This window comes from Prauserella endophytica (genome assembly GCF_005146945.1).
In the GTDB taxonomy this organism is placed as follows: domain Bacteria; phylum Actinomycetota; class Actinomycetes; order Mycobacteriales; family Pseudonocardiaceae; genus Prauserella_A; species Prauserella_A endophytica.
Genome location: NZ_SWMS01000016.1, coordinates 1 through 12,624 on the forward strand (window position 1 = coordinate 1; position 12,624 = coordinate 12,624).

Here is a 12,624-nt window from a genome sequence, read left to right on the forward strand (position 1 = left end):
GCGACAACCCCACACGACTCCACTCCGAAGCCGCCTACGCCCACCTCTGCGGCACAGCCCCCATCCCCGCCTCCAGCGGCCGCACCACCAAACACCGACTCAACCGAGCCGGAGACCGGCAAGCCAACGCCGCCCTCCACCGCATCGTCATCGTCCGCATGCGCCACTGCCCACGCACCCGCGCCTACGTCACCCGACGCACCACCGAAGGCCTCAGCAAACGCGACATCATCCGCTGCCTCAAACGCTACGCCGCACGCGAGGCCTACCACGCCATCCAAGCCGACCTCGCCAACCTCACCACTTGACCTCTATAGGAGCATCCTTCACTGCGTTCAACGCAGTGAAGGTGGCCTTCACTGCGGTCGGGACTGGTGGGGTGCGTCGTATGTGGATCGGTGAGCTGTCCGGACGGACCGGGGTGAGCCCCCGGCTCCTGCGCTACTACGAGGAGCAGGGCCTGCTGGCTGCCCGCCGCGGCGGCAACGGCTACCGGGTCTACGACGACGACGCGGTGACCACCGTGCGCCAGATCAGGGCGCTGCTGGCCGCGGGACTGTCCACGGAGGTGATCCGTGAGGTGCTGCCGTGCGCGGCCGGGGAGCTGCCGAGCTGGGACGTGTGCCCCGAGCTGGTCCACACCCTTCGCCAGGAGCTGGCGACCATGGACGAGAAGATCGACACGTTGCGGCGAACGCGCAGCACTCTCGCGACCTACGTCCCCGGCCAGTGGCAGGGGTTGTGCCAGTCTTGACACCGTGAACAGACAGCCGCTGCGCCTCGCGATCCTGGAGGCGACCCGCATCCTCGACCAGGCAGGCGTCGCCTCCCCGAGGACCGATGCCGAGCTCATCGCCGCGCATGTGCTCGGCGTGGAGCGGGGGCGGCTGCCCCTCGTGCCGCTGGTGGACCCCTCGGTCGTGGAGGCCATCGGGCAGCTCGTGAGCCAGCGCGCCAAGCGGGTTCCGCTGCAGCACCTCACCGGCTGGGCCGCGCTCGGGGACATCACCGTGTCGGTCGGCAGCGGCGTGTTCGTACCGCGCCCGGAGACCGAGCTGCTCCTCGAATGGGGCCTCAAGCTGCTCAAGGGCAGGGAGTATCCAGTGGTGGTCGACCTGTGCACCGGCTCGGGCGCGCTCGCCCTCGCCGTGGCGAACGCGAGGCCCGACGCCGTGGTGTACGCCGTCGACAACGACACCAACGCACTCGCGTGGGCGCGCCACAACGCCGACGCGCGGGCCGCGGCGGGGGACACGCCGATCCGGCTCTACTCCGGTGACGTCACCGACCCCACCGTGTTCGCCGAGCTGGACGGGCTCGTGGACCTGGTGCTGTGCAACCCGCCCTACGTGCCCGAGGGCACTCCGGTGCCGCCGGAGGTCGCCGACCACGACCCGCCGCAAGCCGTGTTCGCGGCCGAGGGCGGGATCGACGTGATCCGGCACGTGGTCGCCACGGCCGCGCGGCTGCTGCGGCCAGGCGGGGGCGTGGCGATCGAGCATGACGACACCCACGGCGCCGCGGTGCCCGCGCTGCTGCGCGCGCGCCGCGTGCTCAAGGACGTACGGGACCATCCGGACCTCAGCGGACGTCCGCGATTCGTCACAGCGCTACGGGGCTAAGCTCACGGGCCATGAGCGCGGTGTACGACTGCAGCAACCCGGACACCAGGGCCGACGGCCTGCGCGCGGCGGCCTCCGCGGTGCGGTCGAGCAGGCTCGTGGTCCTGCCCACCGACACCGTCTACGGCATCGGCGCCGACGCGTTCGACGCGGGCGCCGTGCGCTCGCTGTTGCAGGCCAAGCACCGGGGGCCGGACATGCCGGTGGGCGTGCTCGTCGGCTCCTGGTCCACAGTGGACGGTCTGGTGCTCGGGGTTCCCCAGCAGGCCCGCGCGCTGATCGAGGCCTTCTGGCCAGGTGACCTTTCCATCGTGCTGCCGCACGCGCCGAGCCTGAACTGGGATCTCGGCACCACCAGGGGCACGGTGATGCTGCGCATGCCGCTGCACCCGGTGGCGATCGAGCTGCTGCGCGAGGTCGGGCCGATGGCGGTGTCGAGCGCGAACGTGTCGGGCCAGCCACCCGCGGCCACGGCGCAGGAGGCGAAGGACCAGCTCGGCGAGTCGGTCTCGGTGTACCTCGACGGCGGTCCGAGCGGCGACCCCGTTCCCTCCACGATCGTGGACCTCACGGGTGAATCGCCGGTCCTGCTGCGGGAGGGGGCCGTGAAGGCCGAGGCGGTGTCGGAGGTTCTCGGCACCGAGGTCGGCCCCCGCCCGTGACGGGGGCCGGTAGCGATAGCGTTGCGCGCTGTGACCCCGCAGCACTTCTTCCGCAGGGGATGAACACCCGATGACCCCCACCGTCTCAGCCGGTCTCCCCATCCGCGAGTACATCCTCGTCGGGCTCGTCTCCGCGGCGCTGACGTTCCTGCTGACCGCCGTGGTGCGCCGGTTCGCGATCAAGGTCGGCGCGGTCGCCGTTCCGCGCAAGCGCGATGTCCACGTCATCCCCATCCCGAGGATGGGCGGGCTCGCGATGTACATCGGCGTGCTCGGCGGGATGGCGATGGCCCACCAGCTGCCGGTGCTGCGCCGCGCGTTCGACTACTCCTACGACCCGGTGGCCGTGCTGATCGGCGGCGCGGTGATCGTCCTGATCGGCGCGCTCGACGACAGGTTCGAGCTCGACGCGTGGACCAAGCTCGCCGGGCAGGTCATGTGCGCGGGCATCCTGGTGCTGTTCGGACTGCAGTGGGTGTCGTTCTGGGTGCCGTGGGGCGGCGACGGCGAGACGCTCGGCCAGGTACTGATCCTCGACCGCAACCAGGGCGGCCTGCTGGCCGTGCTGCTGGTGGTGGTGATGGTCAACGCGATGAACTTCGTCGACGGCCTCGACGGGCTGGCCGGCGGGCTCGGCCTCATCGCGGCCGCGGCCACGTGCGCGTTCTCGCTCGGCCTGCTCGCGTCGTCCGGTGGCGATGTCGGCACGTACCCGCCCGCGCTCATCGCGGCGACGCTCGCCGGCGCGTGTCTGGGCTTCCTGCCGCACAACTTCCAGCCCGCGAAGATCTTCATGGGCGACTCCGGCTCGATGATGATCGGGTTGATGCTCGCCGCGGCGAGCACGTCCGCGTCAGGAAAGATCAACTACACGTCGTTCGACGCGACCGACGTCGTGGCGTTGCTCTCGCCGCTGTTCGTCGTCGCGGCCGTGTTGTTCCTGCCGCTGCTGGATCTCGTCATGGCCGTCATCCGCAGGACGCGGCGCGGCGAGAGCCCGTTCGCGGCCGACAAGATGCACCTGCACCACCGGCTTCTGGAGATCGGGCACTCGCAGCGCAGGGCTGTGCTCCTCATCTACCTGTGGGCGGGGCTGCTGGCGTTCGGAGCGGTCGCGGTGACGCTCTTCGACACCGCGGCTGTGTTCTGGATCACCTGTGCGGGGCTGGTGGTGGCCGCGCTCATCTCCGTTGTCCCTAGACTGAGGTCGCGAAACCAGCAGGGAGCCCCATGACTGAGCAGGCAGAGACCCGGAACAAGCACGCCGAGCAGGTGACGAAGCTGGCCGACGCCATGCTGCGCACCGCGCTGTGGCCTGCGGTCGGCATCGTCGTGATCGGTGCCGTCGTCGGCCTGGTGTGGATCGGCACCGCCGGGCTCTTCGGCGCGCTCGTCGGTGGCGCCGTCGCGTTCGCCTCGTCGCTGGCGACCCTGTTCATGATGCGGAAGTCCGCCGCGATGGACCCGATGGCCGTGATGGCCGTCGCGCTCGGTGGCTACGTCTTCAAGATGCTGGTGATCTTCGGCGTGATGACGCTGCTCCGCGGCGTCGACGCCCTGCACACTCTCTCGCTCGCCATCACGATGATGGCCGTGATCCTCGTCTGGGCCGGTGCCGAGATGGTCGCGTTCAAACGGACCAAGGTCCCGACCATCATTCCCTGATTCCGGAAAGAGGACCTGTCGACGTGGCCTGCGTGGCGGTCCCAGCCGGCGGCGTGGGGCCAACCGGCTCCGCCGCCCTGTCTCGTCGGGACGTACCTCCCGACGAGACGGGACCTTCGTCCCGTTAAGGAGTACGGGCGTACGGAGTGAATCGGACGACTGGTATCGTCCGCGCCGTGGAGGCGGCGTCGATCGTGCTCCCCGGTGTGGTGGTCCGTCAGGGCTCCGGGTGGCCCGGTCGAGTCCTACGCAACGTGGTAGCCGCTTCCGAGTACTCGATCTGTATCGGGTACGTTAAGTCCCGATCGTGACGATTCCCCCGGCGGAGTGAACGCCGGCCGGGAGAACCGGAAGGAGCCCAGTTGGGCGCGCTGGTACTGGCCCAAGGCGACGAGTTCGTCGCGCCGGGCGCGAAGGACTTCAACCTTGGTCCTATCTTCGGCGAAGGAACTTTCGTTACCAAGCCGATGGTTCTCGCCGTGCTGGCGGCAGTCATCGTGGGTGCGTTCTTCCTGCTCGCCACGCGCAACCTCAAGATCGTGCCGAACAGGTTCCAGTTCGCGGCCGAATCCATTTACGACTTCGGGCGCAACAACATCGCGCGGGAGCAGATCGGCGCCAAGGACTTCCGTCCGTTCGTGCCGCTCATCCTCGCGCTGTTCAGCTTCATCCTGGTGAACAACATCTTCGGGATCATCCCGGTCATCCAGTTCCCAGTGATGTCGCACATCGGCTTCCCGCTCGCGCTGTCGGTGCTGGTGGTCTACCCCGTGTACCACTACGTCGGCTTCAAGCGGCACGGATTCGTCGGCTACCTCAAGAAGGAGACGGTGCCCGCGGGCGCCCCCGGTTTCATCCTTCCGCTGCTGACGCCGATCGAGTTCCTGCAGAAGTTCCTCATCAACCCGATCACGCTGGCGCTGCGAGTCTTCGCCGCCATGTTCGCGGGTCACCTGCTGCTGCTGGTGTTCACGCTCGGCGGTGAGTACCTGCTGCTCGAGGCGAGTGCGGCGCTCAAGCCGGTGTCGGTGGTGAGCTTCGCCTTCGCGATCATCCTGACCTTCCTGGAAGCACTGATCCAGGTGCTGCAGGCATACATCTTCGCGCTGCTCTCTGCCAACTACATCGGTGCCGCATTGGCCGCCGAACACTGAGTAAGTAACGCCGGCAACAAACACAAGCCCCCCGATCCGCGTAGTCGCGGACCGAGTCGAAAGGGAAATCGCAAGTGAGCAACATTGTTCTCGCCCAGGCCGCGGAGGCCGCGTCCAACATCAACCCGGGTCTCGCCGCCATCGGTTACGGTCTTGGCGCCATCGGCGCCGCTCTCGGTGTGGGTCTGATCTGGTCCGCGGTCATCAACGGCACGGCCCGCCAGCCCGAGGCCCAGGGCAAGCTCATGGGTATCGCCTGGACGACCTTCGCCCTGGTCGAGGTGCTCGCGCTGTTCGGCATCGTCATCTACTTCATCGCTTCCGGTGGCTGAGTCTTTCCGCTCATCGCTTTAGGGAGAAGCCGTGCTGAACACCCAACTGGTCCTAGCGGCCGAAGGGGCGCCGAACCCGGTCGTCCCGCACCTCTCCGAGATCATCCTCGGCTTCGTCGCGTTCCTGCTGCTGCTGTGGGTGCTGCGCAAGTTCGCGGTGCCGCGCTTCGAGAAGCTGTACGAGGAGCGCACCGCGAAGATCGAGGGCGGCATCGAGAAGGCGGAGAAAGCCCAGGCCGAGGCCGAGCAGGCGCTGGAGCAGTACAAGGCGCAGCTCGCCGAGGCGCGGACCGAGGCCGCCAAGATCCGCGACGACGCGCGGCTCGAGGCCGAGCAGATCAAGGAAGAGCTGCGGGCAGACGCCCAGGAAGAGGCCCGTCGCATCGTCGCGCAGGGCGAGGCCCAGCTGCAGGCGCAGCGGGCGCAGATCGTCGCGGAGCTGCGGGCCGAGCTGGGCCGCAACTCCATCGAGCTCGCAAGCCGCATCGTCGGTGAGGCGCTCGAGGACGAGGCCCGCCGTCGCGGCACCGTGGACCGGTTCCTGGCCGAGCTCGAGGCCAGCGGCAACGGTGCGGCCGGAGCCAGGAACTAGGAGTAGTCGTAGATGACGCTGCATGCTGCGAGCCGGGAGGCTCTTGGCTTCGCCGAGAACCGTCTCGACGAGGTGCTCGGCGACGCGGGCAACGACCCGTCCGCCGTCGGGGAAGAGCTGCTCTCCGTGGTGGACGTGTTCGCCAGGGAGGTCGGGTTGCGGCGGGCCGTCGGTGACGGTTCGTCGGACCCCGAGGCCCGTAAGCGGCTCGTCAGGACCTTGCTGCAGGGCAAGGTGTCGGAACCCGCCCTCCAGGTGCTCGACGCCGTGGTGGGCAGCCGCTGGTCCAGCCCTCGGGAGCTGCTCGACGGCCTGGAGTCCGTCGGGCGGGCCGCGCTGCTGGAGAGTGCCGAGCGAACCGGCAAACTGGACACCGTCCAGGACGAGTTGTTCCGGATCGCACGTATCGTGGAGGGCGAGCCGGAGCTCGAGCGGACCTTGTCCGACCGGGTGGGGCCGGTCGAGGGCAAGCGGACTCTCGTCCGCAACCTCACGTCGGACAAGGTCGACCCGGTCACCCGGGTGCTGGTCGAGCAGGTCGTGGCGCGGCCTCGTGGCCGGAGCATCGCCTTCGGGATCGACGAGCTGGTCAGGCTGGCAGCCGAGAGGCGGGAACGCTCGGTGGCCTACGTGACCAGCGCGACGGAGCTGTCCAGCGAGCAGCGTGAGCAGCTTGCCGAGAAGCTCGGGCAGATCTACGGGCGGTCGATCGCACTGCACGTGGAGCTGGATCGCAGAATCGGCGCCGGACTCGTGGTCAGGATCGGCGACGAGGTGATCGACGGAAGCGCGGCCGGGCGCCTTGACGCACTGCGCAGGCAGCTCGCCCGCTGACGCGAGCGCCCACATAACACATACTTTGCACAGTGGCAAGAACGAAGTGAGAGCGGGAACGACATGGCGGAGCTGACGATCTCCTCGGATGAGATCCGCAGTGCGATCGAGAACTACGTCTCGAGTTACTCCCCGGATGTGAGCCGGGAAGAGGTCGGCGTCGTCGTCGACACCGGTGACGGTGTCGCCCACGTCGAAGGCCTGCCGTCGACCATGGCCAACGAGCTGCTGGAGTTCCCCGGCGGTGTCCTCGGCGTCGCGCAGAACCTGGAGCCGCGGCGGATCGGTGTCGTGCTCCTCGGCGCCTTCGAGAAGATCGAGGAGGGCCAGGAGGTCAAGCGGACCGGCCGGATCCTCTCGGTCCCCGTCGGCGAGAACTTCCTCGGCCGCGTCATCGACCCGCTCGGCAACCCGATCGACGGCCTCGGCGAGATCGCCGCGGACGAGACGCGTGCCCTCGAGCTCCAGGCCGCGAGTGTGGTGGAGCGCCAGCCGGTGTCCGAGCCGATGCAGACCGGTATCACCGCGATCGACGCGATGACCCCGATCGGCCGCGGCCAGCGCCAGCTGATCATCGGCGACCGCAAGACCGGCAAGACCGCGGTCTGCGTCGACACGATCATCAACCAGAAGTCCAACTGGGAGAGCGGCGACCCGACCAAGCAGGTCCGCTGCATCTACGTCGCCATCGGCCAGAAGGGCTCCACGATCGCCGCGGTGCGCAAGTCCCTCGAGGACGCGGGCGCGCTGGAGTACACGACGATCGTCGCCTCTCCCGCCTCCGACCCGGCCGGTTTCAAGTGGCTCGCGCCCTACTCGGGCTCCGCCCTCGGCCAGCACTGGATGTACCAGGGCAAGCACGTCCTGATCGTCTTCGACGACCTCAGCAAGCAGGCCGAGGCCTACCGCGCGATCTCGCTGCTGCTGCGCCGCCCGCCGGGCCGCGAGGCGTTCCCCGGCGACGTCTTCTACTTGCACTCCCGCCTGCTGGAGCGCTGCGCGAAGCTGTCGGACGAGCTGGGTGCGGGCTCGCTGACCGGCCTCCCCGTCATCGAGACCAAGGCCAACGACATCTCGGCCTACATCCCCACCAACGTCATCTCGATCACCGACGGCCAGTGCTTCTTCCAGTCGGACCTGTTCAACTCCGGTCAGCGGCCGGCGGTCGACGTGACCACCTCGGTCTCCCGAGTCGGTGGTGACGCGCAGATCAAGGCCATGAAGACGGTCTCCGGCTCGCTGCGTATCGACCTGTCGCAGTACGAGGAGCTGAAGGCGTTCGCCGCCTTCGCCTCCGACCTCGACGCCGCGTCGCGGGCGCAGCTGGACCGTGGTGCGCGGCTGTACGAGCTGCTCAAGCAGCCGCAGTACTCGCCGGTGCCGGTCGAGCAGCAGGTCATCACCGTGTTCCTCGGCACGAACGGCCACTTCGACGAGGTGCCGATCGAGGACACCGCCCGGTTCAACAGCGAGCTGCTGCAGAACCTGCGGCACAAGCACGACGACATCCTCGCCGAGATCCGCGACAAGGGTAAGTGGTCCGACGAGCTCGCCGAACGCGTCGTGAACGCGGTGGCCGAGTTCAAGAAGGGCTTCACCACGTCGGAGGGCCGCACCCTCGTCGAGGCGGAGGCCGACGCGATGGACGCCGAGAAGGTCGGCCAGGAGTCGGTCAAGGTCCACCGTCCGGCCCCGAAGAAGTAACGGGCGGAGGCCATGGCACAGCTTCGTGAGCTCCGGTCGAAGATCCGGGCGACCAAGTCGATCGGCAAGATCACCAAGGCGATGGAGCTCATCGCCACCTCGCGCATCAGCAAGGCGCAGGCGCGTGTCGAGGCGTCCCGCCCGTACGCCGGCGAGATCACCAACGTGCTCTCGGCGCTGGCGGGCGCGGCGGCCAACCTCGACCACCCGCTGCTCGTCGAGCGTCCGAACCCCCGCAGGGTCGCGGTGCTCGTCGTGACGAGTGACAAGGGGCTGTGCGGCGGCTACAACGCCAACGCGCTGCGAGCCACCGAGGAGCTGCTGTCGCTCCTGCGTGAGCAGGGCAAGGACCCGCAGCTGTACGTCATCGGCGGCAAGGGCGTGAACTACTACCGGTTCCGTGGCCGCGAGATCGCGGGCAGCTGGACGGGGTTCTCGCAGCAGCCGAGGTACGAGAACGCCGCCGAGGTCGGCGAGGCACTGGTCAAGGCGTTCCTCGCGGGCGCGGACGACCAGGGCGACTCGCCGGGCGAGGACGGCGTGCTCGGTGTCGACGAGCTGCACATCGTCTACACCGAGTTCCGCTCGATGCTCACCCAGACGCCGGTCGCCAAGCGCATGGCGCCGCTCGAGGTCGAGTACACCGATGAGCAGCCCGCCGAGGGCATTCTGCCCGCGTACGACTTCGAGCCCAGCGCCGAGACGCTGCTCGGCGCGCTGCTGCCGAAGTACATCAACACGCGGATCTTCGCGGCGTTGCTGGAGTCGGCGGCCTCCGAGCTCGCGGCGCAGCGCAACGCCATGAAGTCGGCGTCGGACAACGCCAGCGAACTCGTGGAGACCTACACCCGGCTGGCGAACCAGGCCCGCCAGGCCCAGATCACCCAGGAGATCAGCGAAATCGTCGGTGGAGCTGATGCGCTCGCCGCTGTAGGAAGTGATGACTGAGCTATGACTAGCACTGAAGCTGCCATCAAGGGGCGCATCGTCTCCGTGACCGGGCCGGTCGTCGACGTGGAGTTCCCGCGCGGCCACATCCCGGAGCTGAACAACGCGCTGAAGGTGGACATCGAGTTCGCCGAGCTCCAGAAGACCGTGACCCTCGAGGTCGCGCAGCACCTCGGTGACAACCTGGTGCGCACGATCTCGCTGCAGCCGCAGGACGGCCTCGTCCGTGGCGCGGAGGTCACCGACACCGGCTCCGCGATCTCCGTCCCGGTTGGCGACGAGGTCAAGGGTCACGTCTACAACGCGCTCGGCGACTGCCTCGACAAGCCCGGCCACGGCGCGGACCTCGAGCGGTGGACCATCCACCGGAACCCGCCCGCGTTCGACCAGCTGGAAGGCCGGACCCAGGTCCTGGAGACCGGCCTGAAGGTGATCGACCTGCTCACCCCGTACGTGCAGGGTGGCAAGATCGGCCTGTTCGGCGGTGCGGGTGTCGGCAAGACGGTGCTCATCAAGGAGATGATCACTCGCGTCGCCCAGAACTTCGGTGGCACCTCGGTGTTCGCCGGTGTCGGCGAGCGCACCCGTGAGGGCACCGACCTGTTCCTGGAGATGTCCGAGGACGGCGTCATCAACAACACCGCGCTCGTCTTCGGCCAGATGGACGAGCCGCCGGGCACGCGTATGCGCGTCGCGCTGTCGGCACTGACCATGGCGGAGTACTTCCGCGATGTGCAGAACCAGGACGTGCTGCTGTTCATCGACAACATCTTCCGGTTCACCCAGGCCGGTTCCGAGGTGTCGACCCTGCTGGGCCGCATGCCTTCGGCCGTGGGTTACCAGCCGACGCTGGCCGACGAGATGGGCGTGCTGCAGGAGCGGATCACCTCGACCAAGGGCCGTTCGATCACCTCGATGCAGGCGATCTACGTGCCCGCGGACGACTACACCGACCCGGCCCCCGCGACCACGTTCGCGCACCTCGACGCCACCACGGAGCTCTCGCGGTCGGTGTTCCAGAAGGGCATCTTCCCCGCGGTGGACCCGCTGGCCTCCAGCTCCACGATTCTCGACCCGGCTATCGTCGGCGACGAGCACTACCGCGTGGCCTCCGAGGTCATCCGGATCCTGCAGAAGTACAAGGAGCTGCAGGACATCATCGCGATCCTCGGTATGGACGAGCTGTCGGAAGAGGACAAGCTGACGGTGCAGCGGGCCCGCCGCATCGAGCGCTTCCTCTCGCAGAACATGCTGGTCGCCGAGGTGTTCACCGGTCAGCCCGGTTCGACCGTGCCGGTGGCCGAGACCGTCGAGGCGTTCGACAAGATCGCGAAGGGCGATTTCGACCACTACCCGGAGCAGGCGTTCCTGGGCATCGGTGGTCTCGACGACCTCGAGAAGAAGTACAAGGAAATCACCGGTAAGTGACTCCTGGTGAGCGACGGGGCCGGTCCATTGTGGATGTGGCCCCGTCGTTCGCTTACTCACACCCTTGACTGACGGCGCGCCTATTACACTGGTGGGACGCGCGATTCGAAGGAGACCTACGTGGCTGAGATGTCCGTCGAGCTGGTGGCCGTCGAGCGTCGTCTGTGGTCCGGTACCGCCTCGTTCGTCGTCGCGCAGACGACCGAGGGCGAGATCGGTGTCATGCCCGGCCACGAGCCGGTGCTCGGCCAGCTGGTCGAGGGCGGCATCGTGAAGGTGACGACCACCGACGGTGACACGATCACGGCCGCGGTGCACGGCGGCTTCCTGTCGATCACGCACGAGTCCGTGAGCGTTCTCGCGGAGTCAGCCGAGCTCGGCGAGGAGATCGACATCGAGGCGGCCAAGCAGGCGCTCGGCGCCGAGGACGAGGCCGAGAGGGCCAGAGCGGCCGCGAGGCTCCGGGCGGCAGGCCAGTCGGCCTAACGGCGACGACGAGCGGGAGCCGGCCATGGACATCGCCCTTGTGGTCCTCGCCCTCCTGCTCGTGCTGCTCGCCGTCGCCGTTATCTACGCGTGGCGCTGGGTGCGCATGCGCCGCCACGGCGGCGTGAGCGTTGCGCTGCGCTGGCAACCGGACAGGGAACGCTCGGGCTGGCACCTCGGCATCGGCCGGTACCAGGGCGAGGAGTTCGTCTGGTATCGCGTGTGGAGCCTGCGGATCGCCCCCGACCGTGTCTTCCGCCGCGACAACCTCGAGATCGCCGACCGGCGCGAGCCCATCGGCACCGAGTCCTACGCCGTGCCGGCGGGCTCGACCGTGTTGCGCTGCGAGTCCGACGAGCAAGAGCCCATCGAGATCGCGATGGGTCCCGGCGCGCTGACGGGCTTCCTCTCCTGGCTCGAATCGGCCCCTCCGGGCCGCCGAATCCCGCGTAGCTGATCCGCCTGTACGACCTAGCGGCCCCCAAGGCCACCTTTGTTGCGTTGAGCGCAACAAAGGTGGCCTTGGGGGACGGCGGGTCAGGTTCGGTCGCCGCCGGGCTTCCAGAGGACGTCGCCGTCCGGGTTCGCCAGGCGGGCCAGTATGAACAGCAGGTCCGAGAGGCGGTTGAGGTACTTCACCGCCAGCGGGTTGGTCCGCTCCTGATCGGCCTCCACCAGTGCCCAGCCCGAACGTTCCGCACGGCGCGCGACCGTGCGCGCCTGGTGCAGCAGCGCGGCCCCCGCCGTGCCGCCCGGCAGGATGAACGACGTCAGCTTTCCCAGCTGTTCGTTGAACTCGTCACACCAGCCCTCCAGCCGCTCCACGTACGCCTCCGTGATGCGCAGGGGCGGGTACTCCGGGTCCGGCACGATCGGCGCGCACAGGTCCGCTCCGACGTCGAACAGGTCGTTCTGCACGGAGCGCAGCACGTCCGCCACCTCCTCGGTGAGACCACCGAGCGCGATCGCGACGCCGACCACCGAGTTCGTCTCGTCCACGTCGGCGTAGGCGCCGAGCCGTGGGTCCGTTTTGGGCACTCGGGAGCCGTCACCGAGCGCGGTCGTGCCGGTGTCGCCGACCTTGGTGTACACGCGATTGATCCGAACGGGCATGCCCGGAGTCTAGGCGGGATTTCCCTTACCTGGGATGGGACTCATCGCCGCCGCCTGCCGAGACGTTTCAGCTCGGGCCGGAAT

At 68.4% G+C, this 12,624-nt stretch carries 16 protein-coding genes; 15 read left to right on the forward strand and 1 reads right to left on the reverse strand.

Going from position 1 to position 12,624, the window contains the following annotated elements; all coding sequences use genetic code 11:
* The 15 genes from FCN18_RS25270 to FCN18_RS25340 all read left to right on the forward strand — a co-directional run.
* Positions 1-308, forward strand: a 308-nt coding sequence (locus FCN18_RS25270) for a transposase (RefSeq protein WP_137096272.1), incomplete at its 5' end; no start/stop codon positions are given.
* An 80-nt stretch (positions 309-388) separates the two neighbouring features.
* Complete coding sequence (locus FCN18_RS25275) at positions 389-754, forward strand: MerR family transcriptional regulator (RefSeq protein ID WP_137096273.1); 366 nt, start codon at positions 389-391, stop codon at positions 752-754.
* Positions 755-758: 4 nt separating this feature from the next.
* Positions 759-1,622: a peptide chain release factor N(5)-glutamine methyltransferase gene (gene prmC / locus FCN18_RS25280; protein WP_112271140.1), complete on the forward strand. Its 864-nt coding sequence runs from the start codon at positions 759-761 to the stop codon at positions 1,620-1,622.
* 11 nt (positions 1,623-1,633) lie between these two features.
* Positions 1,634-2,284: an L-threonylcarbamoyladenylate synthase gene (locus tag FCN18_RS25285; RefSeq protein ID WP_137096274.1), complete on the forward strand. Its 651-nt coding sequence runs from the start codon at positions 1,634-1,636 to the stop codon at positions 2,282-2,284.
* 70 nt (positions 2,285-2,354) lie between these two features.
* Positions 2,355-3,518, forward strand: coding sequence for a glycosyltransferase family 4 protein (locus FCN18_RS25290; RefSeq protein WP_112271144.1), 1,164 nt, complete (start codon positions 2,355-2,357; stop codon positions 3,516-3,518).
* Positions 3,515-3,949 carry a hypothetical protein gene (locus tag FCN18_RS25295; protein ID WP_113643793.1) on the forward strand — a complete coding sequence of 145 codons (435 nt, stop codon included), beginning with the start codon at positions 3,515-3,517 and terminating at the stop codon, positions 3,947-3,949. The genes FCN18_RS25290 and FCN18_RS25295 overlap by 4 nt, the downstream gene beginning before the upstream one ends.
* Positions 3,950-4,311: 362 nt before the next feature.
* Positions 4,312-5,103, forward strand: coding sequence for a F0F1 ATP synthase subunit A (gene atpB, locus FCN18_RS25300; protein ID WP_113643795.1), 792 nt, complete (start codon positions 4,312-4,314; stop codon positions 5,101-5,103).
* Between the two features lie 74 nt (positions 5,104-5,177).
* Positions 5,178-5,435, forward strand: a complete 258-nt coding sequence (locus FCN18_RS25305) for an ATP synthase F0 subunit C (RefSeq protein ID WP_137096275.1) — start codon at positions 5,178-5,180, stop codon at positions 5,433-5,435.
* Positions 5,436-5,466: 31 nt separating this feature from the next.
* A complete protein-coding gene (locus tag FCN18_RS25310) occupies positions 5,467-6,027 on the forward strand; it encodes a F0F1 ATP synthase subunit B (protein ID WP_112271150.1) in 561 nt (186 codons plus the stop codon).
* A 12-nt stretch (positions 6,028-6,039) separates the two neighbouring features.
* A complete protein-coding gene (locus FCN18_RS25315; RefSeq protein WP_113643797.1) occupies positions 6,040-6,861 on the forward strand; it encodes a F0F1 ATP synthase subunit delta in 822 nt (273 codons plus the stop codon).
* Between the two features lie 63 nt (positions 6,862-6,924).
* Positions 6,925-8,565, forward strand: coding sequence for a F0F1 ATP synthase subunit alpha (gene atpA, locus FCN18_RS25320; RefSeq protein ID WP_137096276.1), 1,641 nt, complete (start codon positions 6,925-6,927; stop codon positions 8,563-8,565).
* Positions 8,566-8,577: 12 nt separating this feature from the next.
* Positions 8,578-9,513: a F0F1 ATP synthase subunit gamma gene (locus tag FCN18_RS25325; RefSeq protein ID WP_112271156.1), complete on the forward strand. Its 936-nt coding sequence runs from the start codon at positions 8,578-8,580 to the stop codon at positions 9,511-9,513.
* A 3-nt stretch (positions 9,514-9,516) separates the two neighbouring features.
* A complete protein-coding gene (gene atpD, locus FCN18_RS25330) occupies positions 9,517-10,941 on the forward strand; it encodes a F0F1 ATP synthase subunit beta (protein ID WP_137096277.1) in 1,425 nt (474 codons plus the stop codon).
* Between the two features lie 120 nt (positions 10,942-11,061).
* Positions 11,062-11,427, forward strand: coding sequence for a F0F1 ATP synthase subunit epsilon (locus FCN18_RS25335; protein WP_112271160.1), 366 nt, complete (start codon positions 11,062-11,064; stop codon positions 11,425-11,427).
* A 25-nt stretch (positions 11,428-11,452) separates the two neighbouring features.
* Positions 11,453-11,884, forward strand: coding sequence for a DUF2550 domain-containing protein (locus FCN18_RS25340; protein ID WP_112271162.1), 432 nt, complete (start codon positions 11,453-11,455; stop codon positions 11,882-11,884).
* Positions 11,885-11,964: 80 nt separating this feature from the next.
* On the opposite strand, the gene FCN18_RS25345 is transcribed toward FCN18_RS25340, so the two are convergent.
* Entirely contained in the window at positions 11,965-12,540 is a 576-nt protein-coding gene (locus tag FCN18_RS25345) for a cob(I)yrinic acid a,c-diamide adenosyltransferase (RefSeq protein WP_137096278.1), read from the reverse strand.
* Positions 12,541-12,624: the final 84 nt, after the last annotated feature.

Excerpts from the sequence above, each read along its gene's own strand:
- FCN18_RS25275 (WP_137096273.1), top strand. The coding sequence starts at position 389 with ATGTGGATCGGTGAGCTGTCCGGACGGACCGGGGTGAGCCCCCGGCTC.
- FCN18_RS25285 (WP_137096274.1), top strand. The coding sequence starts at position 1,634 with ATGAGCGCGGTGTACGACTGCAGCAACCCGGACACCAGGGCCGACGGC.
- FCN18_RS25290 (WP_112271144.1), top strand. The coding sequence starts at position 2,355 with ATGACCCCCACCGTCTCAGCCGGTCTCCCCATCCGCGAGTACATCCTC.
- FCN18_RS25295 (WP_113643793.1), top strand. The coding sequence starts at position 3,515 with ATGACTGAGCAGGCAGAGACCCGGAACAAGCACGCCGAGCAGGTGACG.
- FCN18_RS25315 (WP_113643797.1), top strand. The coding sequence starts at position 6,040 with ATGACGCTGCATGCTGCGAGCCGGGAGGCTCTTGGCTTCGCCGAGAAC.
- atpA (WP_137096276.1), top strand. The coding sequence starts at position 6,925 with ATGGCGGAGCTGACGATCTCCTCGGATGAGATCCGCAGTGCGATCGAG.
- FCN18_RS25325 (WP_112271156.1), top strand. The coding sequence starts at position 8,578 with ATGGCACAGCTTCGTGAGCTCCGGTCGAAGATCCGGGCGACCAAGTCG.
- atpD (WP_137096277.1), top strand. The coding sequence starts at position 9,517 with ATGACTAGCACTGAAGCTGCCATCAAGGGGCGCATCGTCTCCGTGACC.
- FCN18_RS25340 (WP_112271162.1), top strand. The coding sequence starts at position 11,453 with ATGGACATCGCCCTTGTGGTCCTCGCCCTCCTGCTCGTGCTGCTCGCC.
- FCN18_RS25345 (WP_137096278.1), bottom strand. The coding sequence starts at position 12,540 with ATGCCCGTTCGGATCAATCGCGTGTACACCAAGGTCGGCGACACCGGC.